Source organism: Allobosea sp. GW823-FHT01F03, assembly GCF_058798075.1.
Map to the genome: position 1 here is coordinate 4,067,238 of NZ_CM179505.1, position 25,725 is coordinate 4,092,962.

The 25,725-nt window shown below is 67.1% G+C and carries 23 protein-coding genes and 1 other annotated feature; of the genes, 12 read left to right on the forward strand and 11 right to left on the reverse strand.

Annotated features, from left to right (window positions below; all coding sequences use genetic code 11):
- The first annotated feature begins 40 nt into the window (after positions 1–40).
- On the forward strand, positions 41–1,126 hold the full coding sequence (locus AC3RCC_RS19495) for a TRAP transporter substrate-binding protein (RefSeq protein ID WP_291650156.1): 1,086 nt from the start codon (positions 41–43) through the stop codon (positions 1,124–1,126).
- A 176-nt stretch (positions 1,127–1,302) separates the two neighbouring features.
- Here AC3RCC_RS19495 and hmgA read toward each other — a convergent pair whose 3' ends face one another.
- Entirely contained in the window at positions 1,303–2,661 is a 1,359-nt protein-coding gene (gene hmgA / locus AC3RCC_RS19500) for a homogentisate 1,2-dioxygenase (RefSeq protein ID WP_492256305.1), read from the reverse strand.
- A 186-nt stretch (positions 2,662–2,847) separates the two neighbouring features.
- Here hmgA and AC3RCC_RS19505 point away from each other — a divergent pair, with 186 nt between their 5' ends.
- A complete protein-coding gene (locus tag AC3RCC_RS19505) occupies positions 2,848–3,324 on the forward strand; it encodes a MarR family winged helix-turn-helix transcriptional regulator (protein WP_291636531.1) in 477 nt (158 codons plus the stop codon).
- Positions 3,325–3,379: 55 nt separating this feature from the next.
- Here AC3RCC_RS19505 and AC3RCC_RS19510 read toward each other — a convergent pair whose 3' ends face one another.
- Positions 3,380–4,330, reverse strand: a complete 951-nt coding sequence (locus AC3RCC_RS19510) for a phosphoribosylaminoimidazolesuccinocarboxamide synthase (RefSeq protein ID WP_492256306.1) — start codon at positions 4,328–4,330, stop codon at positions 3,380–3,382.
- 317 nt (positions 4,331–4,647) lie between these two features.
- Between AC3RCC_RS19510 and AC3RCC_RS19515 the strand changes: the two genes are divergently transcribed.
- Positions 4,648–5,841 (forward strand): DUF2865 domain-containing protein, encoded by a 1,194-nt coding sequence (locus tag AC3RCC_RS19515; RefSeq protein ID WP_291636527.1) that lies wholly within the window; start codon positions 4,648–4,650, stop codon positions 5,839–5,841.
- Here the strand turns inward: AC3RCC_RS19515 and AC3RCC_RS19520 are convergent, their stop codons facing one another.
- Positions 5,842–6,471: an HAD hydrolase-like protein gene (locus tag AC3RCC_RS19520; protein ID WP_492256307.1), complete on the reverse strand. Its 630-nt coding sequence runs from the start codon at positions 6,469–6,471 to the stop codon at positions 5,842–5,844.
- A 237-nt stretch (positions 6,472–6,708) separates the two neighbouring features.
- Between AC3RCC_RS19520 and AC3RCC_RS19525 the strand changes: the two genes are divergently transcribed.
- The gene (locus AC3RCC_RS19525; RefSeq protein WP_291636523.1) at positions 6,709–8,031 is read left to right on the forward strand and encodes an MFS transporter; all 1,323 of its coding nucleotides are present in this window, start codon (positions 6,709–6,711) and stop codon (positions 8,029–8,031) included.
- A gap of 380 nt (positions 8,032–8,411) precedes the next feature.
- Here the strand turns inward: AC3RCC_RS19525 and AC3RCC_RS19530 are convergent, their stop codons facing one another.
- Positions 8,412–8,681, reverse strand: coding sequence for a hypothetical protein (locus tag AC3RCC_RS19530; RefSeq protein ID WP_452119179.1), 270 nt, complete (start codon positions 8,679–8,681; stop codon positions 8,412–8,414).
- Between the two features lie 463 nt (positions 8,682–9,144).
- A complete protein-coding gene (gene gltX, locus AC3RCC_RS19535; RefSeq protein WP_492256308.1) occupies positions 9,145–10,485 on the reverse strand; it encodes a glutamate--tRNA ligase in 1,341 nt (446 codons plus the stop codon).
- Positions 10,486–10,622: 137 nt separating this feature from the next.
- Here gltX and AC3RCC_RS19540 point away from each other — a divergent pair, with 137 nt between their 5' ends.
- Both AC3RCC_RS19540 and AC3RCC_RS19545 read left to right on the forward strand, forming a co-directional pair.
- Positions 10,623–11,402 (forward strand): peptidoglycan-binding domain-containing protein, encoded by a 780-nt coding sequence (locus tag AC3RCC_RS19540; RefSeq protein WP_492256309.1) that lies wholly within the window; start codon positions 10,623–10,625, stop codon positions 11,400–11,402.
- A 114-nt stretch (positions 11,403–11,516) separates the two neighbouring features.
- Positions 11,517–11,572, forward strand: a sequence feature (sul1 is cis-regulatory element that is thought to sense ions involved in sulfur or methionine metabolism; They are found in Alphaproteobacteria).
- A 63-nt stretch (positions 11,573–11,635) separates the two neighbouring features.
- The gene (locus tag AC3RCC_RS19545; RefSeq protein WP_492256310.1) at positions 11,636–13,114 is read left to right on the forward strand and encodes a SulP family inorganic anion transporter; all 1,479 of its coding nucleotides are present in this window, start codon (positions 11,636–11,638) and stop codon (positions 13,112–13,114) included.
- A gap of 71 nt (positions 13,115–13,185) precedes the next feature.
- Here the strand turns inward: AC3RCC_RS19545 and AC3RCC_RS19550 are convergent, their stop codons facing one another.
- Positions 13,186–14,925: an NAD+ synthase gene (locus AC3RCC_RS19550; protein WP_291642754.1), complete on the reverse strand. Its 1,740-nt coding sequence runs from the start codon at positions 14,923–14,925 to the stop codon at positions 13,186–13,188.
- Between the two features lie 109 nt (positions 14,926–15,034).
- Positions 15,035–15,328: a Dabb family protein gene (locus AC3RCC_RS19555; protein ID WP_291642752.1), complete on the reverse strand. Its 294-nt coding sequence runs from the start codon at positions 15,326–15,328 to the stop codon at positions 15,035–15,037.
- 209 nt (positions 15,329–15,537) lie between these two features.
- Here AC3RCC_RS19555 and AC3RCC_RS19560 point away from each other — a divergent pair, with 209 nt between their 5' ends.
- Complete coding sequence (locus AC3RCC_RS19560) at positions 15,538–16,404, forward strand: outer membrane protein (RefSeq protein WP_291642750.1); 867 nt, start codon at positions 15,538–15,540, stop codon at positions 16,402–16,404.
- An 84-nt stretch (positions 16,405–16,488) separates the two neighbouring features.
- On the opposite strand, the gene AC3RCC_RS19565 is transcribed toward AC3RCC_RS19560, so the two are convergent.
- On the reverse strand, positions 16,489–17,874 hold the full coding sequence (locus AC3RCC_RS19565) for a class II 3-deoxy-7-phosphoheptulonate synthase (RefSeq protein ID WP_291650341.1): 1,386 nt from the start codon (positions 17,872–17,874) through the stop codon (positions 16,489–16,491).
- Positions 17,875–18,136: 262 nt separating this feature from the next.
- On the opposite strand from AC3RCC_RS19565, the gene AC3RCC_RS19570 reads away from it, so the two are divergent.
- Positions 18,137–18,526, forward strand: a complete 390-nt coding sequence (locus AC3RCC_RS19570) for a RidA family protein (RefSeq protein ID WP_492256311.1) — start codon at positions 18,137–18,139, stop codon at positions 18,524–18,526.
- Between the two features lie 27 nt (positions 18,527–18,553).
- Here the strand turns inward: AC3RCC_RS19570 and AC3RCC_RS19575 are convergent, their stop codons facing one another.
- Positions 18,554–19,444, reverse strand: a complete 891-nt coding sequence (locus AC3RCC_RS19575; RefSeq protein ID WP_492256312.1) for a LysR family transcriptional regulator — start codon at positions 19,442–19,444, stop codon at positions 18,554–18,556.
- A gap of 97 nt (positions 19,445–19,541) precedes the next feature.
- On the opposite strand from AC3RCC_RS19575, the gene AC3RCC_RS19580 reads away from it, so the two are divergent.
- Positions 19,542–19,757 (forward strand): hypothetical protein, encoded by a 216-nt coding sequence (locus tag AC3RCC_RS19580; RefSeq protein ID WP_492256313.1) that lies wholly within the window; start codon positions 19,542–19,544, stop codon positions 19,755–19,757.
- Between the two features lie 91 nt (positions 19,758–19,848).
- Here AC3RCC_RS19580 and gor read toward each other — a convergent pair whose 3' ends face one another.
- Both gor and AC3RCC_RS19590 read right to left on the reverse strand, forming a co-directional pair.
- Positions 19,849–21,222 carry a glutathione-disulfide reductase gene (gor, locus tag AC3RCC_RS19585; RefSeq protein WP_492256314.1) on the reverse strand — a complete coding sequence of 458 codons (1,374 nt, stop codon included), beginning with the start codon at positions 21,220–21,222 and terminating at the stop codon, positions 19,849–19,851.
- Positions 21,219–22,472, reverse strand: coding sequence for an O-antigen ligase family protein (locus AC3RCC_RS19590; RefSeq protein ID WP_492256315.1), 1,254 nt, complete (start codon positions 22,470–22,472; stop codon positions 21,219–21,221). Before AC3RCC_RS19590 ends, gor begins: the two co-directional genes overlap by 4 nt.
- 173 nt (positions 22,473–22,645) lie before the next feature.
- Here AC3RCC_RS19590 and AC3RCC_RS19595 point away from each other — a divergent pair, with 173 nt between their 5' ends.
- The 3 genes from AC3RCC_RS19595 to AC3RCC_RS19605 all read left to right on the forward strand — a co-directional run bounded on the left by AC3RCC_RS19595 (position 22,646) and on the right by AC3RCC_RS19605 (position 25,654).
- Positions 22,646–23,608, forward strand: coding sequence for a Bug family tripartite tricarboxylate transporter substrate binding protein (locus tag AC3RCC_RS19595; protein WP_291642741.1), 963 nt, complete (start codon positions 22,646–22,648; stop codon positions 23,606–23,608).
- Between the two features lie 69 nt (positions 23,609–23,677).
- Entirely contained in the window at positions 23,678–24,142 is a 465-nt protein-coding gene (locus AC3RCC_RS19600; RefSeq protein WP_291642743.1) for a tripartite tricarboxylate transporter TctB family protein, read from the forward strand.
- A gap of 12 nt (positions 24,143–24,154) precedes the next feature.
- Positions 24,155–25,654, forward strand: coding sequence for a tripartite tricarboxylate transporter permease (locus AC3RCC_RS19605; protein ID WP_291650353.1), 1,500 nt, complete (start codon positions 24,155–24,157; stop codon positions 25,652–25,654).
- Positions 25,655–25,725 lie beyond the last annotated feature (71 nt).

Genomic DNA, 25,725 nt, shown 5'->3' on the forward strand with positions numbered 1-25,725 from the left:
ACGCCATGAAGAGCGCAACGAGCTTTCGGGAGGAGACCATATGGAACGCCGCACGTTTTTGAAAACTGGGGCGCTCGCCGCCGCTGCGACCTCGATCGCGATGCCGGCGATCGCCCAGTCGATGCCCGAAGTGAAATGGCGGCTGACCTCGAGCTTCCCCAAGCAGCTCGACACGATCTTCGGCACCGCCCAGCAGTTCGCCAAGTTCATGTCGGACGCCACCGACGGCCGCTTCCAGGTCCAGACCTTCTCGGCCGGCGAGATCGTCCCCGGCCTGCAGGCGCTCGATGCGGTCAGCTCCGGCACGGTCGAATGCGCCCATACTCCGACCTATTTCTACATCGGCAAGGAGCCGGCCTTCGGCCTCGGCACCGGCATCCCCTTCGGCCTGAACGCCCGCCAGCAGCATAGCTGGTGGTATTTCGGCGGCGGCGAGCAGATCATCAACGAGGCCCTGGCCAAGTTCAACGCCTACGCGATCCCCTGCGGCAATTCCGGCTGCCAGATGGGCGGCTTCTTCCGCAAGGAGCTGAAGACGGTCGACGACCTCAAGGGGCTCAAATTCCGCATCGGCGGGATGGGCGGCTCGGTGCTCGCCAAGCTCGGCGTGGTGCCGACCCAGATCGCCCCCGGCGACGTCTACCCTGCGCTGGAGCGCGGCACGATCGATGCCGCCGAATTCGTCGGCCCCTATGACGACGAGAAGCTCGGCTTCGTGAAGGTCGCGCCCTATTACTACTATCCCGGCTGGTGGGAGGGCGGCGCCATGCTGCACCTCGTCATGAACCAGGAGCAGTGGAACAAGCTGCCCAAGCACTACCAGGCCATGGTCTACCATGCCTGCGAGGCGGCCAATAACTGGATGCTGGCGAAATACGACGCCGTGAACCCGGGCGGCCTGCGCCGGCTGGTCGGCCAGGGCGCGCAGCTCCGGGCCTTCCCGCAGCCGATCATGGAAGCCTCGCTCAAGGCGGCCGAAGAGTACTACGCCGAGACCTCGGCCAAGAGCGAGCTGTTCAAGAAGGGCTATGAGTCGATGGTCGCCTTCCGCGGCGAGAACCTGCTCTGGTGGCAGGTCGCGGAGCTCTCCTACGACGCCTTCATGAACCGGCTGAAGTCGCGCTGAGGCGCAACGCTTCTCCAACTCGTCATGCTCGCCCTTGTGGCGAGCATCCACGTCTTGGACACCGCTTTCGGCGAGGGAAAACGTAGATGGTCGGGACAGGCCCGACCATGACGAAAAAAACGCCGCTGAGAATTCCGGGCCCTTCGCTGCGCGAAGGGCCGGAGTGACAGCGGAGCTCACCAGGCCTCGCGCTTCTTCGGATCAAAGCGCTTGTTCAGCCCGCTCCAGCAATCGGCATAGTTCTCCTGCAGCTCCGGCAGGCCGGCGGCATAGCCGGTGACGCGCTGTGCGAAGCGCGTCTCGAACATGAAGGCCATGGTACCGGTGAGCTTGACCGGCTTGAGCTCGACCGTGCTCGCATGCTCGAAGGCCTGGGTGTCGGGCCCGTGCGGCAGCATCATGTTGTGCAGGCTGAAGCCGCCCGGCGTGAAGCCCTCGGGCTTGGCGTCGTAGACGCCGTAGATCAGCCCCATGAATTCCGACATGATGTTGCGGTGGTACCAGGGCGGCCGGAAGGTGTTCTCCGCCACCATCCAGCGCTCGGGGAAGATCACGAAGTCGATATTGGCGGTGCCGGGCGTCTCCGAGGGCGCGGTCAGCACGGTGAAGATCGACGGGTCGGGATGGTCGAAGGAGATCGCGCCGACCGGCGAATAATGCCGCAGATCGTATTTGTAGGGCGCGTAATTGCCGTGCCAGGCGACGACGTCGAGCGGCGACTGGCCGAGCTCCGTCGAGAAGATCTCGCCGCCCCATTTGGCGTAGAGGGTCGAGGGCTCCTCGATATCCTCATAGGCCGCGACCGGGGTCAGGAAGTCGCGGGGATTGGCGAGGCAGTTGGCGCCGATCGGGCCGCGATCCGGCAGGGTGAAGCCGCCGCCGTAATTCTCGCAGACATACGCGCGCGCCGGCCCGTCGATCAGCTCGCAGCGGAAGACGACGCCGCGCGGGATGACGCAGATCTCGCCGGGCTCGATCTCGATGATGCCGAACTCGGTGAAGAAGCGCAGGCGGCCCTCCTGTGCGACGACCAGGAGCTCGCCATCGGCGCAGAACAGGTATTCGCGCTCCATCGAGGCGGTGACGAAGACCATGTGCGCGGCCATGCCGGCCTGGGCGTCGCCGTCGCCGGCGGTGGTCAGGGTGCGCAGGCCGGTGAGGAAGGTCAGCTTCTCCTGCGGAAGTGGGATCGGGCTCCAGCGCAACGGGCCCAGAGAAGGCTTGGTCTCGTCGCGGCAGGGCGCGGTGCGGACCAGCCCCTTGTCGACGAGCGTCCAGCGGCCGCCATGCTTGACGCTCGGTCGGATGCGGTAGAGCCAGGAACGCTCATTGGTCGAGCGTGGGGCGGTGAAGGGCGAGCCGGAGAGCTGCTCGGCATAGAGCCCGTAAGCCGCCTTCTGCGGCGAGTTGCGGCCGATCGGCAGCGCCCCCGGCAGGCTCTCGGTCTCGAAGGAATTGCCGAAGCCCGACATGTAGCGCAGGCCGTTCTGGACCTGTTGGCCGATCGCCGAGAGCGACGTCGTCTGGACGTTCATGGCTGCTTCCTCCCTGGGCCGTCGGCACCTTTTGCAGCGGCACCGGTCCGACAATGATCGCGCTTCAGGCAGGGGATGTGGAAATGGCGCACGGCTTCTGCGAAAACCGGCTTCCATCCGCTCCATGCCCGCTGCCCGTCCGCCGCTGGTTAGTTGCAAGTGAAACTAATGTCAATGAAACCGACCATGGCAGAGGGCGAGCACGCCCTGCATCTCGAGCAGTTCGTACCCTACCGCATCAATGTGGCGGCGGTGTTCGCGAGCCGGGCGCTGGCGCGGATCTATGGCGAGAAATTCGGTATCGGCATCCCGGAATGGCGGGTGATCGCCCAGCTCGGCGAATTCGGACGGATGACCTCGCGCGACATCGGCGAACTCTCGCAAATGCACAAGACCAAGGTCTCGCGTGCCGTCTCCGGGCTCGACCAGCGCGGCCTCGTGGCGCGCAGCGAGAACCGGGCCGACCGGCGCGAATCCTTCGTCTCGCTCACTGCCGCCGGGGCGCGGGTCTACGCCCAGATCGTGCCGCTGGCGCTCGCCTTCGAGCAGCGCTGGACCGAGGGCATCGCGCCGGACGAGCTGCGGACCTTCGAGCGCGTGCTTGCGGTGCTGACCGAGCGCGGGCGGCTTCTGGCCGGCACCTATCACGAGGAAGGCGCCTGATCGCCCAAAAAGGCAGAGGCTCATTCCGCAGCAGGGGCGGCCACGAGCCCGCCGCCTAAAAATACTTGGCGAGGTTCCGCCTGATCCGTGCCAGCGGCGGCTCGCCGGCGGGCGGCGGGACGAAGGCGGTGCCGGTGATGGTCTCGAAGGCCTTCACATAGACCGCGGTGGTCTGCGCGATCAGCTCGTCGGGGATCGGCGGCAAGTCCTCCTTGTAGGGATCGCAGCGCGCCACCACCCAGTTGCGCACGAAATCCTTGTCGAAGCTCTCGGGCTTCTCGCCGGCGGCGAAGCGCGCCGGATAGCTGCCGGCGAACCAGTAGCGGCTCGAATCCGGGGTATGGATTTCGTCCGCCAGCAGGATGTTGCCGTCCTTGTCGGTGCCGAACTCGTATTTGGTGTCGGCCAGGATCAGGCCGCGTTCGGCGGCCAGCTTCTGCCCCCGGGCGAAAAGCGCCAGCGCATATTCCGATACCGTGTCCCATTGCTTCCTGGTCAGAAGACCACTGTCGACGATCCCCTGCGCGGTGAGCGGCTCGTCATGGCCGCCGTCGAAAGCCTTGCTGGTCGGGGTGATGATCGCCTCCGGCAGCTTCTCGTTGTCCCGCATGCCATCGGGGAAACGCATGCCGTAGATCTCGCGCCTGCCCTCCTTGTAGAGCGTCAGCACCGAGGTGCCGGTGGTGCCGGCGAGATAGCCGCGCACGATCACCTCGACCGGGAGGATATCGAGCCGCTTGCCGACCACGACATTGGGATCGGGATATTCGAGCACGTGGTTGGTACAGATGTCGGCGGTGTTCTCGAACCAGAAGCGGGCGACCTGCGTCAGCACCTGCCCTTTCAGCGGGATCGCGGCGATAGCGCGGTCGAAAGCGCTGAGCCGGTCGGTCGAGATCAGGATGCGCCGGCCGTCAGGCAGGTCGTAGTTCTCGCGGACCTTGCCGCGATAATAGTTCGGCAGTTCCGGGATGAACGCCTCGTCGAGCGCTTGATGGAGGGGCATGGTTCGCTTCGCCTGATCGAGGAATGCGCGGGACGACGGTCCGCGCTGCCTTCGCTTCTAGTCGTTTGGCAGGCCCCGCACCACCACGCCCTTTGCCTCGCGGGTGGGGCCTCGGACTGCCCTCTCCTGAAGGACGAGCGGTGGCACAGGCGATTGTCGACATCCCGCAAATATGCCATCTCGGCCTTCGTCTGGCATGCAGATGCGAATCTGCATGGCTAAGGCTCCATAGTTCCGTCGCCTTTGTGACATGTGCTCGAACACTGCGCGCCACCAGCGGCGCCCGATGGCCAACAAGGGTTCAGACGCGTCCTCCGATGATCTTCGCTACGCTCCGACGTCTCCTCGCCCCGGCTCTGGCGCTCGCCGCGCTGACCGGTGCGGCCGTCGCGCAATCGCCCGCCTGCAACAACTGGCGTGCCGAACTGGCGAGCCTGCAGGGACAGCGGGGCGGCGATCCCCGCGCCGCACAGGCGGCGCAGCGCGTCGCGTCGCAGATCGCCCGACTCTCCGGGCAATACCGTTCGATGGGGTGTGACCGCGGCGGCTTCCTGTTCTTCGGCGAGCAGACGCCGCCGCAATGCGGTGGCATCCGGGCTCAGCTCGGCCAGCTCGAGGCCCAGTACGGCGCCTTGCAGCGGCAGGCGCAGAACGGTGGCATCGAGCAGCGCCGCGCCCAGCTCGCCGCCCTCATCGACAATAACTGCCGCGAGCAGCGCCGCGGCTTCTTCGAGACGATCTTCGGCATCGAGCCGCGCCGCGGCGAGATCGACTCCACCATGCCCGAGCTCGATCCCGATCCGCTGGACCCCGGCGAAAGCCAGCCGCGCCAGGGGGGCCCCTACAGCGTCTGCGTCCGCACCTGCGACGGCTATTTCTTTCCGCTCGCCAACAGCCCCGGCGGCCGCGAAGGCCAGGACGAGATGTGCCAGGCGCTCTGCCCCGGCACCGAGACGCTCGCCTTCGGCATGAGCAATGGCGGCGACATCCAGAACGCGGTCTCGCGCAGCACCGGCACGCCCTATGCCTCGCTGCCGAACGCCCTGAAATATACCCGCAGCTTCGACGCGACCTGCACCTGCCGGGCCCCCGGCCAGAGCTGGGCTCAGGCCCTGCAGGACGCCGAGAGCCTGATCGAGCAGCGCAAGGGCGACATCATCGTCACCGAGCAGCGCTCGCTGGAGATGTCGCGACCGAAGCCGGAGGCACCGGCGCGCGGCAAGAAGGGCGCCGCCAATGCACCGGAGGCCAAGCCGGCGCCCGCGGCGCCTGCCCCGACCGTGCTCCAGGCCGCCCCCGGCGACGAGCCGACAGCGGACGCCAATGTGCCGACGGCGAGCACCGAATCCGCCGGCGTCGGCCCGCAGCGGATCGACAGCGAGAAGACGGTGCAGCAGGGCGACGGGCTGAAGCGCGAGAGCAAGAGCGTCACCGGCGAGCGCCGCACGGTGCGGATCGTCGCGCCGAACCTCGCGCCCAATCTCGGCGTCGGCGCGACCGCCCGGCCCTGATCAGGCCGTAAGCTTCGCTGTCAGCTCTTCATAGCTGTCGAAGATCAGATCAGGTCCCCGCGCCCGCAGCGACGCTGCCGTATTGTAGCCGAAGGTCACCGCGCCAGCCGCAATGCCGGCACGCCGCGCCGCATCGATGTCGCGGATCTCGTCGCCGATCGAGATCGTGCGCTGGCTGAGAGCCCCGGCCTTCGCGATGACCGCCTTGAACTTGGCGCTCTTGCCCCAGAGCGACGCACCACAGTCGAAATGGCTCACATGGCTCGCCGCCGGGCCGAGCATGCCGCGAATAGCTTCCTCGCCGTTGGAGCTCACGATCGCGATCGTCACGCCGCTGGCCGCCAGGCTCGCGAGCATCGGTTCGACGCCCGGAAAGAGCGGCACCGCATCCCCCGCCTCGGCGCTCAGCCGGCGCATATGCACCGCGATAACCGGCAGCTTCCACAAGGGCACGCCGAGGCGAGCCATGATCTCGCGTGATTCGAGTGCGCGAAGCGCGTCGGCCTCGCCTTCCGCGACCTCGCGAAAGCCGAACTGGCGCGCCGTCTGGTTGAGCACCGAGCAGAACCACGGAAAGCTGTCGGCCAACGTCCCGTCATAATCGAAGATCGCAAGGGAAAAGGCGGGCATCGCGGCGACCGGTCTGGGGCTGGCTGATCGGGACGGATCATTGGGGCCGGGTGCTTTGCCGCAAGGTCATGCAGGCGTCAACGCAGGCGGGCCGCTATCATCCGCAACATGCTGCGTGGGCAGAGCAGTCCTGCACGATCTTCATCGCGCAGGCGGAACGTCTGGCGAGCTTGCGCGTTTATGACCCGCGCCTGAGCGATCCGCTCGCTCGGACCGGACTGAGCGCGGAGCAAGGCCATGTCGGAACCGGCAATCACCGCTGATGGCGGCATGGATCTCGCGGACACCGGCAGGCGCCTCAAGGCGATCTTCATCGGCTCGGTCGGCAATCTCGTCGAATGGTATGATTTCTACGCCTACACCGCCTTCGCGCTATACTTCGCGCCGCACTTCTTCCCGTCCAGCGATCCAGTGGTGCAGCAGCTCAACGCTGCCACCCTCTTCGCCGCCGGCTTCATCGTCCGCCCGCTCGGCGGCTGGCTCTTCGGGCATCTCGCCGACCGCTATGGCCGCCGGCTCTCGTTGACGCTCTCGGTGGTGATGATGTGCTTCGGCTCGCTGATCATCGCGGTGACGCCGACCTATGCCAGCATCGGCTTCGCAGCACCGGTTATGCTGGCGCTGGCGCGGGTGATAGAGGGCCTCAGCCTCGGCGGCGAGTACGGGGCGAGCGCCACCTATCTCACCGAGATCGCCCATCCCGAGCATCGCGGCTTTTATTCGAGTTTCCAGTACGTGACACTGATCGGCGGCCAGCTCACCGCCATCCTGGTGTTGCTGCTCCTGCAGAACGTCTTCCTGACGCATGAACAGCTGGTGGCATGGGGCTGGCGCATTCCCTTCGTGATCGGCGCCCTGCTCGCGATCACCGCGATGTTCATGCGCCGGCACATGCACGAGACCGAAGCCTTCGTCGAAGCCAAGAAGGCCGGGCCGAAGAAGGAGAGCTCGCTGCGCGGCCTCACGCGCTATCCCCGCGAGGTCGCGATCGTGGTCGGGCTCACCGCCGGCGGCACCGCCGCCTTCTACACCTTCACCACCTATATGCAGACCTTCGTGAAGCAGACGGTCGGCCTCTCCGACATCACCACCACCTATGTCATCGCGGGATCGCTGATCTTCGCGCTGATCCTGCAGCCGCTCTATGGCTGGATCTCCGACCGGATCGGCCGCAAGCCGCTGCTGGTGTTCTTCGGCCTCGCCGGCGCGCTTCTGACCGTGCCGATCCTGACGACCCTCTCGCACACCAAGTCGCCCTGGACCGCCTTCCTGCTGATCGCCGGCGCCTGGGTCTTCGTCGCCGGCTATACCTCGATCAACGCGGTGGTGAAGGCCGAATTGTTCCCGACCTCGATCCGGGCGACCGGCGTCGCCCTGCCCTATGCGGTGACGGTCTCGATCTTCGGCGGCACGGCACCCGCCATCGCCCTGTTCTTCAAGCAGCAGGGCCATGAGCAATGGTTCTACTACTATCTCGCCGGCATGATCTTCATCTCGCTCCTTGTCTATTCGACCATGCGCGACACCAAGCATGAATCGGCGATGCACCGGCATGATTGAGAGAGGGCACGTATTGTCCCGCACATGTATGGCTGGACCGCCGCGACGTGGCAGCGCTTATCGCCGATGTGGACATTAGATCGCCGCGCGTCCGTTCGGACGCGGCCACATGATCTATCTCAGTATTATAGCACCGGACCGAACGACCGGCGAAGACCGGAGCGGCGTCGGCATCGGGTCGACAGCGGTCGTTATCGGTCGCTTGGAAGTCCGCTTGCCGATTCAAATCATGCCGGGCTGTTCGGTGTTGCTTGCCCAATGCCTCCAACCTGAGAAAAGCCCGCCGCTGATTGGCGGCGGGCCTCTACGGTGATGGTCAGAACCTCGCTGCCATCCGGGGCTGCTTCGTCAGCCCCGGATGGCAGCGAGATCGCACCTTGCTATCTGCTGCTTTCGACCACACGGCAGCTATCGCCCCCGTGCCCGCGGCAAAAGTTGAGAGCGGCCTTGCGCGCTTCGGCGATGTCCGCCTTGCCATACGCATAGCCGCAACCCTTGGTCTTGCCCTTGGCGAAAGCCTTCGAGCCTTTGGATCCAGCGTAGACTTCGTAGCCCTTGATGCACCCTGCGCCCATGCCGGCCGGCTGAGCCAGCGCGGGTGCTGCAATTATCAGAAGCGCAATCACACTCGACGGTCGAAGTAGTTTCATAGTAGCCCCCCCGGCTCCTCATTGGTCATTGTCGGCCAGAGTTCATTATCTGACGTAAGCGTGGATACAAGAGGTGCAAAGAAAGTGGTGGCTCTCGCTAGGATAGCCCAGATAACCAGATCGGCATCGGGGAGCCTCAAATCGAAACTCTGGCAACGATGGTTCCCCTCGCGAATCCAGCCGTCGCAAGAGATGGCTTGCCGGATGCGCCAGCGGAAAACCTCTGTGTCGGCCTTGGCCCAACCGGCTCCCGGAACAGCCGATCCAAGTGCACGACCGGTAGCGCGAGCTGCTGCCCTAATGCGCGAAACAAAGTCGCTTTTCCGCGACCAGCGTTCCCCGGGGTCAGGATCCGTCGCATCGGCACCCGTCTAGCAGTTGCCGATGCCATCGCGCACTGCCTCGACACGTCAGCACCGGGCCGACTTCAGTCCTTCAGCGAGCTCCAGAAGTAATTCCGCGCTCAGGCCGCCTCGCCGGCCAGCCGCTTCAGCGCCTTGTCGCGCCCGATCAGCGGCAGCAGGGCCGCAAGCTCGGGGCCGTGATCGAGCCCGGTCAGCGCCTGGCGCAGCGGCATGAACAGCGCCTTGCCCTTGGCCCCGGTCGCGGCGGCGACCGCCTGCGTCCAGCTCTTCCAGGTCGTCTGATCGAAGGGCCCTGCCGGCAGCAACGCCGCGGCAGCTGCGGCGAAGGCGGGGTCGGCGATCTCGGACGTAATCGGACCCTCGACCACCTGCCACCACCCAGCGGCATCGCTCAGCCGCGCGAGATTGCCGCGCACCGCCAGCCAGAACGGCTCGGTCGCGGGAATGTCGAGCGCCGCCAGCCGATCGGCGACGGCGGCGAACCCGAAATGATGCAGCGTCCTCGCCGAGAGCGCCTCGAGCTCGTGCTCGTCGAATTTCGCCGGGGCGCGCGAGACATGGGCGAACTCGACCAGCCCGGCGAGCTCGTCGAGGCTCGCCACGGGTCGTACCGCATCGGAGGTGCCGGTCAGCACCGCCAGCGCCGCAACCGCGAGCGGCTCGACGCCGGCCTCGCGCAAGCCCCTGAGCGAGAGATGGCCGAGGCGCTTGGAGAGCCCCTCGCCGCTCGCCGTGGTCAAGAGATTGTGATGGCCGAAGATCGGCAGCGCGCCGCCGAGCGCCTGGATGATCTGGATCTGCACCGCCGTGTTGGTGACGTGGTCCTCGCCGCGGATGACATGGGTGATGCCCATGTCGACATCGTCGACCACCGAGGGCAGCGTGTAGGGATAGGTGCCGTCCTCGCGGACCAGAACCGGATCGGAAAGCGAGGCGCAGTCGACATGCGAGGGGCCGCGGACCAGATCGTTCCAGCCGACCTCTTCCCAATCCAGCAGGAAGCGCCAATGCGGCTTGCGGCCCTCGGCCTCCAGCGCCGCCCGCTCGGCCGCCGTCAGCTTCAGCGCGGCGCGGTCATAGACCGGCGGCAAACCGCGCGCGAGCTGGCGCTTGCGCTTGCGGTCGAGTTCGTCGGCGCTCTCATAGCAGGGATAGAGCCGGCCGGCGGCGCGCAGGCGCTCGGCCGCCTCGTCATAGAGGGCGAGCCGCTCCGACTGCTTGATGCTGGCATCGGGGATCACGCCGAGCCAGGCGAGATCCTCAGGGATCGCCGCGGCGAATTCGGGCTTCGAGCGTACCCTGTCGGTGTCGTCATAGCGCAGCAGGAAGCGCCCGCCATGACGCATGGCGAAGAGCCAGTTGAACATGATGGAGCGGGCGTTGCCGATGTGGAGATAGCCGGTCGGCGACGGCGCGGTGCGAACGAAAGGTACGGTCATGGCCGGCGCTTGTCGCGCGGGACGGGCGCGAGAGCAAGGGCATCGCCGTTTCGTGCTGCCGGGGCTGTCGACAGGCGCCCTGATTGACGCAAGGTTAGCGACGAAGGGCGGCGGGCTGTCTGAGCGAGGAGGTGAGGATGAGCATCACGGCTTCGGTCGGGCTCGGCGGCAAGAACACCGTTCCCGATACCCGTCTGATCCAGGCAATGATCAATCCGCATGCGGCGGCGCTTGGCATCGCGCCGCTCGAGGTCGACGGTGATTGCGGACCGCTGACCCGCGGCGGCATCAGGCGCTACCAGCAGGTCTTCCTCAAGATCGCGAACCCGGATTCGCGGGTCGACCCTGGCGGCAAGCCCTTCCTGCACATGGCCAGCAATCCGGCGCCGGCCGGCGTCGTGGTCAGCGCGATGCGCCTGCCGGTGAAGCTCAAGCCGGGCGATTTCCTGCAGGTTCCGGTGGTGATGGATCCGGCCGACGGCACGGTCCAGGACGCCTATACCGCCTTCGAATACGAGATCTTCGACAAGGGCGCCCGCCTGGTCGGGACGGACTACGCCTTCGGCGTGCCGAACGAGATCGAGGTCTGGCCGAGCGCCCAGGTCAGGATCGGCGTGCCCCTGGATGCGGGCCTGCTCGCGCATGAGCAGTTCCATTACGATGTCGGCTTCGTCGTCTGCCGGGCGCTGGCGTACCAGCTTACCATCGCCCGCGCCCCGACGATCGCCGGGCTGGTCACCCAGCTCAACAGCCTCGTCGAGTTGCACATCAAGCGCCGCGTCAAGCTGATCCAGCGCCGCTACGACATCGACACCCAGCACGGGCAGAACGCCAAGTACCAGCGCATCTGGCTCGACCGCATGACCGCCTGCATCGCCAATCCCGCGGCCAACCAGATCGGCGGCTTCTGGCTGTAGGGAGCGCTTCCAGGCTAGGCGGCATCGGCGCAGGACGGCACGTCGCCATTCCGCCTGCGCGGGGCGTGTCCTGTTGCGCCGCAATGCGGGAGCGCGCTAGTTTGCGCCCATTCGATCGGACCCGGTGAAACTCCGGGTGGCTCTTCCGGCCGCCAATCCGCCGGACCACGCAAATGACTAGCTGACCGGCCCGCCTTACGGCGGGGCGCTGACGTCTCTTGCGGATTTTCCTCATGTCCAAGCATTCCACCTATCGCAGGCAATGGTTTTCCAATGTCCGTGGCGACGTGCTGTCCGGCATCGTCGTCGCGCTCGCACTCATCCCCGAAGCGATCGGCTTTTCCGTCATCGCCGGCGTCGACCCCAAGGTCGGCCTCTATGCCTCTTTCGCCATCGCCTGCGTCTCTGCCTTCCTCGGCGGCCGGCCGGGCATGATCTCTGCCGCGACGGCCGCCACAGCCGTGCTGATGGTGACGCTCGTCAAGGAGCACGGGCTGCAATACCTCTTTGCCGCAACCATTCTGATGGGCGTGCTGCAACTCGCAGCCGGCGCATTGAAGCTCGGACGCCTGATGAACTTCGTCTCGCGCTCGGTGATCACGGGCTTCGTCAACGCGCTCGCGATCCTGATCTTCATGGCTCAGTTGCCCGAGCTGATCGGCGTGCCCTCGCTGACCTACGCGATGATCGCAGCCGGCCTCGCGATCATCTACCTGTTCCCCTATCTGACGAAGGCGATCCCCTCGCCGCTGGTCGCGATCGGGGTGCTGACGCTGGTCGCGTGGTGGGCCGGACTCGATCTGCGCCGCGTCGGCGATCTCGGCGAACTGCCCTCGACGCTGCCGGTGCTCACGCTGCCGCAGGTGCCGCTAACCTTCGAGACGCTGCGGATCATCTTCCCCTATTCGCTCGCTCTTGCGGCCGTCGGCCTGCTCGAATCCCTCCTCACCGCCCAGATCGTCGACGACATGACGGAGACGCAGAGCAACAAGAACCGCGAATGCTACGGCCAGGGCGCGAGCAACATCGCCTCCGCGTTGATCGGCGGCATGGGAGGCTGTGCGATGATCGGCCAGTCGGTGATCAATGTGCGTTCGGGCGGGCGCGGCCGGCTCTCGACCTTCGTCGCCGGCGCTTTCCTGCTGTTCCTGATCCTCGTGCTCGACGATCTCGTCCGGATCATCCCGATGGCGGCGCTGGTCGCGGTGATGATCATGGTCTCGATCGGCACCTTCTCATGGCGCTCGATCCTCGACCTCGGGCGCAATCCGCTGCCATCCTCCATCGTCATGCTCGCGACCGTCATCACCACGGTGGCAACGCACGATCTCGCCAAGGGCGTGATCGTCGGCGTGCTGCTCTCGGGTGTGTTCTTCGCCGGCAAGGTCGCCCGGCTGGTCCAGGTCGAGAAGCGCGGCGACGAGGCCGAGCCAACCTATTTGGTCCGCGGCCAGATCTTCTTCGCTTCGAGCGAGAGCTTCCTGCGCGGCTTCGCTTTCGACGACGCGCCCGGCCGCGTGACGATCGACGTCAGCCAGGCTCATTTCTGGGACATCACGGCGATCGGCGCGCTCGACAAGGCTGTGCTGCGGTTCCGCGGCGCCGGCGCCGAGGTCACCGTGATCGGCCTCAACGAAGCCAGCGCCACGCTGGTCGAGCGCTTCGGCGAGCACCACAAGGCCGAGGGGGCAAAGCCGGCCCCCGCCCACTGAGGCGGCACGGCCTCATGCGATCCGGTCAGGCCCCGGGGTAACCGCGCAGCACTCCCACTGCGCCGGAGCGATCAGAAATCGAAGCTCTCGCCGCCTGCCTTGCCGACGCCCTTGACCAGCGTCGCATCGGGCTTGTGTGCGCCGTTGCCGGGGTCGCGGAAGCCGTTGACGATCGGATAGCGCCGGTCGCGGCCGAAATTCTTGCGGGTGACCTTGACGCCCGGCGCCGCCTGCCGGCGCTTGTACTCGGCGAGATAGAGCAGGCGCTCGACCTTCTTCACCGTCTCGAGATCGTGACCGCGGGCGACGATGTCGGAAAGCCGCATCTCGTGCTCGATCAGGCAGGCGAGAATGTCGTCGAGGACGTCATAGGGCGGCAGCGAGTCCTGGTCCTTCTGGTTCTCGCGCAGCTCGGCGCTCGGTGGCTTGACGATGATGTTCTCGGGGATGACCTCGCCATCCGGCCCGAGCGCGCCGACCGGCTTCCAGCGGTTGCGCAGCGCGGACAGGCGGAAGACCTCGGTCTTGTAGAGATCCTTGATCGGGTTGTAGCCGCCGTTCATGTCGCCATAGAGCGTGGCGTAGCCGCAGGACATTTCCGACTTGTTGCCGGTCGTCACCACCATCGGCCCGAACTTGTTGGAGATCGACATCAGCAGCGTGCCGCGCACCCGGCTCTGCAGGTTCTCCTCGGTGAGGCCGCGATTGGTGCCGGCGAAGAGCCCGGCCAGCGCCCGCTCGAAGCCCTCGACCGGCTCGGCGATCGGTACGATCTCGTAGGCGACGCCGAGCGCCTCGGCGCAGGCCTTGGCGTCGTCCAGGCTCTCCTGCGAGGTGAAGCGATAGGGCATCATCACGCAGCGCACGCGCTCCGCACCGAGCGCGTCGACCGCCATCGCCGCGCAGATCGCGGAATCGATGCCCCCGGAGAGGCCGAGCACGACGCCGGGGAAGCGGTTCTTCTCGACATAGTCGCGCAGCCCAAGGACGCAGGCCGAATAATCGGCCTCGTCGCCGCTCTCCACGGCCGTGACCTCGCCTTGCAGGCAGTGCCAGCCCTCGGGCCCGCGCTCCCATTGCGTCACGACCAGCGCCTCGCGGAAGGCCGGAAGCTGGTGGGCGAAGCTGCGGTCGGCGTTGAGGACGAAGGAGGAGCCTTCGAAGACCAGCTCGTCCTGGCCGCCGAGCTGGTTGAGATAGACCATCGGCAGACCGCTCTCGACGACGCGGGCGACGGCGACGTTGAGCCGTTCCTCGATGACGCCACGACGGAAGGGCGAGCCGTTCGGCACCAGCAGGATCTCGCCGCCGGTCTCGGCGATGCACTCGACGACCTCGTCGCCCCAGATGTCCTCGCAGACCGGGATACCCAGGCGGATCCTGTCCCGGAACACCACCGGACCCGGCAAGGGACCGGGCTCGAACACCCGCTTCTCGTCGAAGACGCCGTAATTGGGCAGGTCGACCTTGAAGCGCACCGACTGGATCAGCCCGCCATCGAGCAGGGCATAGGCGTTGTAGAGCTTGCCGTCCTCGAGCCAGGGCAGGCCGAGGAGCAAGGCTGGACCGCCATCGGCGGTCTCGCGCGCCAATTCCTCGCAGGCCTTGCGGCAGGCGTCCTGGAAGGCCGGCTTCAGCACCAGATCCTCTGGCGGATAGGCCGAGAGGAAGAGTTCCGAGAACATCACCAGCTCGGCGCCGAGCCTCGCCGCCTCGCGCCTGGCGGCGCGGACCTTCTCGGCATTGCCGGCGACATCGCCGACGGTCGGGTTGAGCTGGGCCAGGGCCAGGCGGAGCGTGTTCGCGGTCATGATCCGGATTTAGCTTGCGGGCGTGAGAGCGGCAACGGCAGCGCGTGCGTGCCGGTCTGCGTTTGCGCGTTGTCCCCTGTCCCTCCTCGCAGGTTCTCCCGGACGGCGATCAGCTCAAGGTCGAGCGAAAATCGGCGGAGTAGCGCAATTCGCGCATCGGGCGGACGAGCCGGGTGGTCTCGTCATAGATCGGATGCGCCTTGAAAGCCTGAAGCGCCGCCTCGTCGGCGAACTCGCCATAGACGACGATGTCGATGTCGTTGCCGTAGGGGTCGATCTTGCCGTTGGCGACGACCTCGAAGGCGAGCGAATGCGGGATCTCGCCGAGGCGGCGCAGCGCATGGAGGATCGTCTCGCGCTGCGCGGGGTCCTTCGCCGTGAAGAACACGATGTGACGTAGCATTGTCTCGTTCCCGAACTCGCTGGACCGGCCGCGCCGGCTTTCCGGCGGACTGTTAGCGGCCGGCCTGCCGAGTCGTCGATGCGGCCTGAGGACTCAGCGCGCCATCGGCCAGGAATGCCGCATCATTAACCCGGTATTAGGGTTAATCGGGCATGAATCATCGCCGAGCCTGCCGCACTCTCTGTCGGCGGCTGTTCGGAGAGTCATCGATGCGTGCTGCATCTATCGCCGCCCTCACCCCGGTCGTCGCGATGGCCTGTGCGCTCACGCTGCCGCAGGCGGCGCAGGGCGCCGACTATCTCAGGGGCTCGCAGATCGAACAGCCGATCGAGGCGCCCTCCTTCGGTGCCGGCGCTTTCGACTGGTCGGGCTTCTATTTCGGCGGCTTCGCCGGCCAGAGCGAAACCGAATTCGAACCGGGGCCCGGTCTGCCGGACCTCGCCCGCTCCGCTTTCCGCAACACGGCGCTCGGCCAGGCCGTCGATATGGGCCAGTTCGTCGTCGACCAGGGAGCGCGGCGCGACAGCGGCACCAATTTCGGCGGCTTCCTCGGCTACAATTACCTGTTCGGCGATGTCGTGCTCGGACTCGAGGCGGACTATACGCGCGCGGACCAGGGCTATGGCTTCCGCGACTTCATCGCGCGCCGCACCACCGCCGGCGGCCAGACACTCGACTGGTCGATGGACACCAAGCTCGGGGCGCGGCTGCACGACTATGCAACGGCACGCCTGCGCATGGGCTACGCCTATGGGCGGATCATGCCCTTCGCCACCATCGGTGCCGCCTTCGGCCGCTTCGACGCCTATTCGACGATCGATGCGACGGCCGCGATCGTCACCAACGCCAACACCGCGACCGAGACATCACGCATGGCGGCAGGCTATCCGCTGCGCGTCGGCGTCGCCCGCAAGAACATCTGGGGCTTCGGCATGGCGTTCGGCGCCGGTGTCGACTGGGCCGTGACCGACAATCTCCTCCTGCGCGCCGAATACCAGTATATCGGCTTCGGCGAGGTCGAGGGCACGAGTACGACGGTCAACACCGGACGCATCGCGGCCGCCCTGAAATTCTGACGCAACCTACGGATCGCAAAAAAGGGCCGCAGCTCAGCTGCGGCCCTCTTGCTTTGTACGCGTGCCCCGCAGGCCGATGGCGGCCTATTCGGCCGCCTCGACCTCGGGACGAGCCCGTCCGGAACGCTCGCGCTTGACCAGTTCGGCGACGAGGAAGGCCATCTCCAGCGCCTGCTCCGCGTTGAGGCGCGGATCGCAGAAGGTGTGATAGCGATCGTTCAGATCGGCGTCGGTCATGCCGCGGGCGCCGCCCGTGCATTCGGTGACGTTCTTGCCGGTCATCTCCAGATGCAGGCCGCCGGCGTAGGTGCCCTCGGCCTGATGGACGGCGAAGAAGTTCTTCACCTCGGAGAGGATCAGGTCGAAGGGCCGGGTCTTGTAGCCGCTCGCCGCCTTGACGGTGTTGCCGTGCATCGGATCGCAGGACCAGACGACATTGCGCCCCTCCCGCTTGGTGGCGCGCACCAGGGCCGGCAGATGGTCGAAGACCTTGTCGGCGCCGAAACGGGCGATCAGCGTCAGGCGGCCGGGCTGGTTCTGCGGATCGAGCGCGTCGATCAGCTTGAGCAGCTCGTCCGGCTTCAGCGACGGCCCGCATTTCAGGCCGATCGGATTGCGGATGCCGCGGAAGAACTCGACATGGGCATGGTCGAGCTGGCGCGTGCGGTCGCCGATCCAGAGCATATGGCCGGAGGTGTCGTACCATTCGCCGGTGGTCGAGTCGGTGCGGGTCATCGCCTGCTCATAACCGAGCAGCAGCGCCTCATGGCTGGTGTAGAACTCGGTCGAGCGCATCTCGGGATGCGTTTCCGGGTCGATGCCGATGGCGCGCATGAAGTCGAGCGCCTCGGTGATGCGCTGCGCGACCTCGTCATAGCGGCCCGACTGGGGGCTGTCCTTGACGAAGCCGAGCATCCAGCGATGCGCGTTGTCGAGATTGGCGTAGCCGCCGGACGCGAAGGCACGGATCAGGTTCAGCGTCGCCGCCGACTGGCGATAGGCCTCGAGCTGACGGCGCGGATCCGGAATCCGGGCCTCGGCCGTGAACTCGTTCTCGTTGATGATGTCGCCCTTGTAGCTCGGCAGCTCAACGCCGCCGATCGTCTCGGTCGGGGCCGAACGCGGCTTGGCGAACTGGCCGGCGATGCGCCCGACCTTCACCACCGGCGAACCGCCGGCGAAGGTCAGCACCACCGCCATCTGCAGGAAGAGGCGGAAGAAATCGCGGATGTTGTCGGCCGAATGCTCGGCGAAGCTCTCGGCGCAGTCACCGCCCTGGAGAAGGAAGGCCTCGCCGGCCGCGACCTTGCTCAACGCCCGTTTGAGCTTGCGCGCCTCGCCTGCAAAAACGAGCGGCGGAAAGCCGGCGAGCTGCTGCTCAACCGCCTTCAAGGCTGCCTGGTCCGGATATTCCGGCATCTGCTGGACGGGCTTTGCCCTCCAGCTCTCGGGCGTCCACCGCTCGGACATCATAGTGCTCCTGATTTCACAAATCGCGCCTGCGTTAACCTCTTTTGAAGCGCGAAGGCCGGCCTATACACCCCAAGACCGCCGCTGACCACCGCTACGGCAACGAGCAAGCCAGAACTTCAGCGCCCGGCACGCGAAAAACCGCGTCCCGGCGATCGCTTGGCGCCTTCGGCCACGATCGCGGTCGGACCTGCGGGCCATGACCTCAATCCGCCCACGGACCGCCTGCGGCGGCGCCGGGCCAGACAAGGACGATCCGCCCATGCCCAAGCGCAGCGTTTCCTCGGACCGCGTCTACAAGAGCCGGCTGCCCTTCGCCCAGGCCACGATCGCCGGCGACTTCATGTTCGTCTGCTGCGTCGGCGCGGATCTGCAGGGGAAATACGCCATCGGCGATGCAAGGCGCCAGACCCAGCAATGCATCGACAACATCAAGGCCCTGCTCGAAGAGGCCGGCGCGAGCCTGAAAGACGTGGTCAAGTGCACCGTCTATGTCACCGACCGCGCCTATTGGGAGCCGATGAACGAGGTCTATTTCGCGAATTTCGTCGAGGAGCCACCGCACCGGGTCTCCTGCATCGTCAACGGGCTGGGCTCGCCCGACTGCCTCGTCGAGATCGACGCCACCGCCTATCTCGGCAAGGCAGGCTGAGCGCGAGGCCCGGCGCGCCGCGTAGGCTCAGCCGTCGCGCGCTTCCTTGAGCAGCCAGTCGCGAAACAGGCGGATCTTGCGGGCGTTGCGGCGCCTGGTCGGATAGGTCAGCCAGTAGTCCTGCCCGTCGCGCAGCATCACGTCGAAAGGCTGGACCAGCACACCCTGGTTCAGCTCCCGCCGAAAGAAGGCCGGCTGCGCCATCACCGCGCCGTTCCCGGCCAGCGCAGCCGTGACCTCGAACTGTTGCACGACGAGATCGATCCGCGCTTCACCAGCCTGGTCCGCAGAAGCCCCAGCCGCAGCGAACCAGCTGGCCCAGGATTTCGGGCAACCGAAGCGCGGCACCGCCAGCAGATCCGATGGCTGCGCCGCGCCACCGAGATGCCGGAACAGCCTCGGGCCGCAGAGCGGGGTGTATTCATTGGTCATCAGCCAGTGCGCCTCCAGCCCCGGCCATTGCCCGCTGCCGCGCCGGATGACGACGTCACAATCGTCGACCTCCGGTTGGCGCTGGCTCACTTGAGGAACCAGCCGGATGGCGAGACTGGGATTGGCGCACTGGAACAGGCCGAGCCGTGGAGCCAGCCAGTTCGCGGCGATCGTCGGCAGCGCCTGTACCGAAAGCACGCCTTCGGCCGTCTCGGTGACGGCGGCGAAGGCGCCGCGCAGGCCGTCGAACGCATCGGTCACCGAAACGCCCAGCCTTTCCCCGGTCTCGGTGAGGACGACGCCGCGCGGCCGGCGCCGGAACAGCGGCGCGCCGAGCCGCTCCTCCAGGAGCTTGATCTGATAGCTCACCGCAGCCTGCGTCATGCCGAGCTCGGCTGCGGCCAGGGTGAAGCTGCCATGCCGCACCGCCGCCTCGAAGGCCCGCACGGCACTGAGCGGCGGCAGGCCGATCGCCAGATCAGACATCAGCTGCCCTTATGCGTCAGAGGTGAAATCCGGTTTGTCCGCGGCGCCCTCGATCGGCATTCCCTAGCGAAAGATCGACTTTCCCGGGAGCCGAACGATGACGGCCAAAACTAGCAGAAAAAACGGATATGTCAGCCTTATGCCGCCCCTGAAGCTGCGCTGGCTCCGCTTCCTGGGGCGAACACAGGGAAACAAGGTCACGCTGGACGCACGCCTCGACCCGGAAGGGCTGAGCGCTCACATGAGCCGCGACATCGGCCTGAACGACGCAAGCCTGCTTTATGACAGCAGGCGCTTGGACCGCGAGCCGTGAGGCCACGCGCGAACCGCCGAAGCGCTCATCGCGAGGCGCAAGCAAAGCGCGCGTCGTGAACGAGCGGGCTTTTGGACGGTTTCGCGCGCCCTCAGAGCGCGCTCTTGCGGGCCGTGCGCATGGTGACGAGTTCCTCCGCGGCGCTCGGATGCAGAGCGATGGTGCGGTCGAAATCGGCCTTGGTCGCGCCCATGGTCACGGCGATGGCGACGGCCTGGATGATCTCCCCCGCATCATGGCCGAGGATGTGGACGCCCAGCATCCTGTCGGTCTTCGCATCGACCACGAGCTTCATGTAGATGCGTTCCTGACGGCCCGAAATCGTCGCCTTCATCGGCCGGAAACCGGCCTCGAAGACGCGCAGTTCATGACCGGCAGCGACCGCCTGCTGCTCGGTGATGCCGACGGTGCCGATCTCCGGCGTGGTGAAGACCGCCGAGGCGACGATGCTGTGATCGGTCGTCCAGGGCTTGCCGCCGAAGGTCGAGTCGGCGAAGGCGTGGCCCTCGCGGATCGCGACCGGGGTCAGGTTGATCCGGTTGGTAACGTCGCCCACCGCATGGATCGAGGGCACGCTCGACGCCGAACCCTCGTCGACCAGGACCTGCCCGATCGGTCCGAGCTTGACGCCCGCCGCCTCGAGCCCGAGCCCGGTCGTATTGGGCCGGCGGCCGGTGGCGACCAGAACGACATCGGCATCGATAGGCTCGCCACCGGCGCAATGGGCGCGGCGCGTGCCGTCGGCCAGCAACTCGATGCGGTCGATGGTGCAGCCGAGCCTGAAGGTGATGCCGGCATGGGCGAGCGCCTCGCGCAGGCGGGTACGGATATCCTCGTCGAAGCCGCGCAGCACGTTGTCGCCACGATGCAGCACGGTGACGGCGACGCCGAGCCGCGCGAACAGGCTGGCGAATTCGAGCGCGATATAGCCGCCGCCGACGACCAGAAGGCGGCGGGGCAGTTCCGGCAGATGGAAGATCTCATTGGAGGAGATCCCGTATTCGCCGCCCGGGATCGGCGGGTCGAAGGCCGGGTAACCGCCGGTGGCGACGAGGATATGGCGGGCCCGGACGGGCTTGCCGCTGCGCTGCAGCCTTACGGTGTGCGCGCCCTCGACGACGGCACGCTCCTCGTGGATCTGGACCAGCGCCGCTTCCAGCCCCTTGCGATAGAGCCCGGAGAGCCGGCCGACCTCGTTGGCGACGGCATCACGCAGGGTCGGCCAGTCGAATTCCGGCCTGCCGAGCTTCCAGCCGAAGCCGGCGGCATCCTCGAACTCGTCGGCGAAGCGGCTGGCATAGACGAAAAGCTTCTTCGGCACGCAGCCGCGGATCACGCAGGTACCGCCGATACGGTCCTCCTCGGCGATCGCCACGCTGGCGCCGTGGCCGGCGGCGATGCGGGCGGCACGGGTCCCACCCGAGCCGGCACCGATGACGAAGAGGTCGACGTCGAACGTGCTCATGTCCTGTCCTCGAGATTTCGCATGTCTATGGGAGCGGCGGCGAACAGCAGCGCCGCAAGGGTCAGAACGGCGATCCACCAGCCCTGCCAGGCGCCATGCGCGACCACGACGATCGCGAAGCAGCCGGCGAAGAAGGCGGCAGGCATCGCCGACCGCGGCGGCGGCAGCCGTCTCAAGCGAGCGAGCAGCAGCAAACCGGCCGCCGAAAGCAAGGCGGCTCCGACGAGGCCGGTATCGACCCAGGCCTGCAAGGGGGCGCTATGGGGATGGCCGATCGCCAGCATCGCCCGGCGCGGAGGCGAAATGGTCTGCGCGACCGGATCCTGGTCCAATGTCGCGGCGGCGTTGAAGCCGTAGCCGCGCAACGGCCGCAGCATCGCCGCCTCGCCGAAGGTCTCCCAGATGTCGATCCGGACCTCGTGTGAAGGCTGGAGATGGCTGCGCAGGGAGGCCGGCAGCTGCGCCTCCAGCGTCGGCCCGATCGCCGGGGCGAGCGCCATGGTGGCCAGGAAGGCGGCCGCCGTCGCGGCCAGCATCAGCCGCGGCGCTGCGGCGAAGACGATCCCGGCCACGACCATCACGACGAGGCCGAGCTTGGCCGCCTCGCTGTCGGAAGCGAAGACCAGGGTCGCGACGACGAGGCCGAGCAGGCAGGCCAGGACGCGGTCGCGCCTTGCCCCTTCGCGCCAGAGGCGGTCGATCACCGGAACCGCCAGGACGAGGCAGGTGAGCGCGGCGCGGTTGAAGTAGAAGCTCTCCTGGCGCCGGTCGAGGGCCAGCCATTTGCGCAGCGCGAACTCGGTGGCGAACTCGTAATAGAGCAGGCAGGACGCCAGGATCACCGTGACAGCGAGCACGCGCATGAAGCGCCGGGAGGGATGGAAGGCGCCGCTCGCCACGATCGTCAGCCCGGCGAGCAGCGGCAGCACGAATTCGCCCCACATCCGCAGGCCGGCCGCCGGGCGATGGCTCCAGCCCGTGCTGACCAGGGCCCAGAGCGCGAAGCCCAGCAACAGAACCCCGATCGGCGCGCGCAGCAACGGCGCAACGCCACGCCACAGCCCACCGACGCCGCCTCGCGTCAGCCCCGCCACAAGAAAAGCAAGCGCCGCCAAGCCGAGAAACAGCGGCGCGGAGCGCGTCGCGGCCCACATGGCGAGAGGAAGCGCGGCGAGCAGACCATGGCCGACCGCGGCGGCGGCTCCGGCAAGGGGGGTGCCCGTCGCCACGAGAGAAGCAGATCGAGACATCGGCGTGCTCTTACGCCATCGCGCCGGCGCGCAACAGGGGCGTCCGGCAACGTCGTGAAAGACCTTGACTTGGGATTGATCAATCAGGCGCAATTGACCGACCGGGCGACGCGATGTCACAGGCAGGCGCCTACAACATTTTGCGCGGAACGGCCGCGCGCGGGAGGTAGAACATGCTGACAGCCATTCTGAAGCGCGGCGCCGTCACGGCGGTCGCGCTCGCCGGCCTGACCACGGCCGCCTTCGCCCAGCTCGAACTGAAGATCATGGCTCCCGCCGCGCCCGGCGGCGGCTGGGACGGCACTGCCCGCTCGATGCAGCAGGCGCTGACCGCCGCCGGCATTGCCAAGAGTGTCCAGGTGACCAATGTCACCGGCGCCGGCGGCACGATCGGCCTCGCCCAGCTGATCGGCGCCAAGGGCGACGGCAATCAGCTGATGGTCAACGGCTTCGTCATGGTCGGTGCGATCCTGCTCAACAAGTCGCCGGTCAACCTGACCCAGGCCACGCCGATCGCGCGGCTGACCGCCGAGGCGCTGGTCATCGTCGTTCCCGCCGACTCGCCGATCAAGACCGCCAAGGATCTCGCCGAGCGCGTCAAGGCCGACCCGGCCAAGGTGACCTGGGCCGGCGGCTCGGCCGGCGGCGCCGACCACATCCTCGCCGCGCTGTTCACCGACGCGGCGGGCGGCGACGCCAAGAAGATCAACTACATCCCGTTCTCGGGTGGCGGCGAGGCGCTGGCCGCCATGCTCGGCGGCCGGGTCACGGCCGGCATCTCCGGCTATGGCGAGTTCGAAGGCCAGATCAAGGCCGGCAAGCTGCGCGTGATCGGCGTCAGCGCGAGCAAGCGCCTCGACAATGCCCCCGATGCGCCGACCCTGAAGGAAGGCGGCGTCGATGTCGAGCTGCTGAACTGGCGTTCGGTCGTGGCGCCTCCCGGCCTGACCGACGCGCAGAAGGCGACGCTGTCCGGCGCCATCGACAAGATGGCGAAGTCGAAGGAATGGGCCGAGATCCTCAAGGCCCGCGGCTGGGACGACGCCTATCTCGCCAGCGCCGAGTTCGACGCCTTCCTGAAGGCCGAGACCGTGCGCGTCGAGAAGGTGATGCGTGATGTCGGCCTGGTGAAGTAAGCCGGTTCTGTTCGACCGGCGGGCGGCAGCGCCGCCCGCCCTTTCCTGCTCCCGCTCGACGGCAAGCCCATGTCCCGCACAATCGACCGCCCTGCCCTCGTCGTCGGGCTGCTCCTGCTGGCCGCGGCGGCGATCGTCGCCTTCGACGCCTCGCGCCAGACGATCACCTCGAATTACGGCGTCGGCCCGACCGCCATGCCCTATGTCGTCTGCGCCGGGCTCGTCGTGCTCGGCCTCGCGCATCTCGTCGTGGCCTTCAAGGAAGGGCTGCCGAAGCCGGAGGTGGCCGATGTGCGGGCGCTGCTCTGGATCGGCGGCGGGCTCGCGGGGCTGATCGCCTGCATCGCGCTGGGCGGCGGGTTCATCGTCGCCACCGCGATCCTGTTTTCCTGCACGGCACGCGGCTTCGGCCGCGACGCGTTGCCGGCCGACATCGCGATCGGCCTCGTGCTCGGCAGCGCGATCTATCTGCTCTTCCTCAAGCTCCTGACCCTGTCGCTGCCGGCCGGGCCGCTCGAACGGCTGCTGGGCTGAAAGGCGCATCCGATGGACACCCTGCTCTCCCTCGCCAACGGCTTCTCCGTCGCCTTCGAGCCCTCCAAGCTGCTGTTCTGCCTGATCGGCGTGTTCCTCGGCACCGCCGTCGGCGTGCTGCCCGGCATCGGGCCGGCGCTGACGGTCGCCCTCTTGCTGCCGGTGACCTTCAAGCTCGATCCGGCCGGCTCGCTGATCATGTTCGCCGGCATCTATTACGGCGGCATGTATGGCGGCTCGACGACCGCGATCCTGCTCAACGCACCCGGCGAGAGCGCCTCGCTGGCGACAGCGCTCGAAGGCTCGAAGATGGCCAAGGCCGGGCGCGGCGGGCCGGCGCTCGCCACCGCCGCCATCGGCTCCTTCGTCGCCGGGCTGATCGCCACGATCGGCCTTGCCTTCCTCGCGCCCTGGCTGGTCGAGCTCGCGATCAAGTTCGGGCCCTGGGATTATTTCGCGCTGATGATCGTCGCCTTCGTCACGGTCTCGGCGACCTTCGGCGACTCGCCGCTGCGCGGCTTGACCAGCCTGTTCCTCGGCATGTTGCTCGGGCTCGTCGGCATCGACAAGCTGACCGGACAGGCGCGCCTGACCTTCGGCGTTCCGGAACTGCTCAACGGCATCGAGGTGACGACGCTCGCTGTCGGCCTGTTCGCGGTCGGCGAGGCCTTCTACGTCGCCTCCAAGCGCTGGCGCGAGCCTGAGGAGATCATCCCGATCAAGGGCTCGCTCTGGATGACGAAGCAGGACTGGAAGCGCTCCTGGGCGCCCTGGCTGCGCGGCACCGCCTACGGTTTCCCGATCGGGGCGCTGCCGGCCGGCGGCGCTGAGGTGCCGACCTTCCTGTCCTATTCGACCGAGAAGAAGCTCTGCAAATATCCCGAGGAGTTCGGCAAGGGCGCGATCGAGGGCGTCGCCGGGCCTGAGGCCGCCAACAACGCCTCGGCCGCCGGCACGCTCGTGCCACTGCTGACGCTCGGCCTGCCGACTTCGGCGACCGCCGCGATCATGTTGGCCGGCTTCCAGCAATATGGGCTCAACCCCGGGCCATTGCTCTTCGCCGAGAAGCCGGACCTGGTCTGGGGCCTGATCGCCTCGCTCTTCGTCGCCAACGTCATGCTGGTGATCCTGAACCTGCCGCTGATCGGGCTCTGGGTCCGGCTGCTGGCGGTGCCGCAGCCCTGGCTCTATGCCGGCATCCTGGTCTTCGCGACCATGGGCACGCTCGCGGTCAATCCCTCCCCGGTCGAGCTCGGCATGCTCTTCCTCTTCGGCTATCTCGGCTATCTGATGCGCCGCTACGACTATCCGGTGGCACCGATGGTGGTCGGCCTGATCCTCGGGCCGATGGCGGAAGCGCAATTGCGACGCGCCTTGCAGATCAGCCTCGGCGACCCGATGATCCTGCTCGAAAATCCGGGCTCGGCGACATTGCTCGGCATCGCCTTCATCGCGCTCGTCGCTCCCTTCGTGATGAAGGGGCTGAACCGGTTCAAGGCGGCGGAGGATTAGGCACCCCGGCCCTGCCGCCGGCACTTGCGAAACCAACAAAAAACCGCCGGTGCTGCCACCGGCGGTTTTGT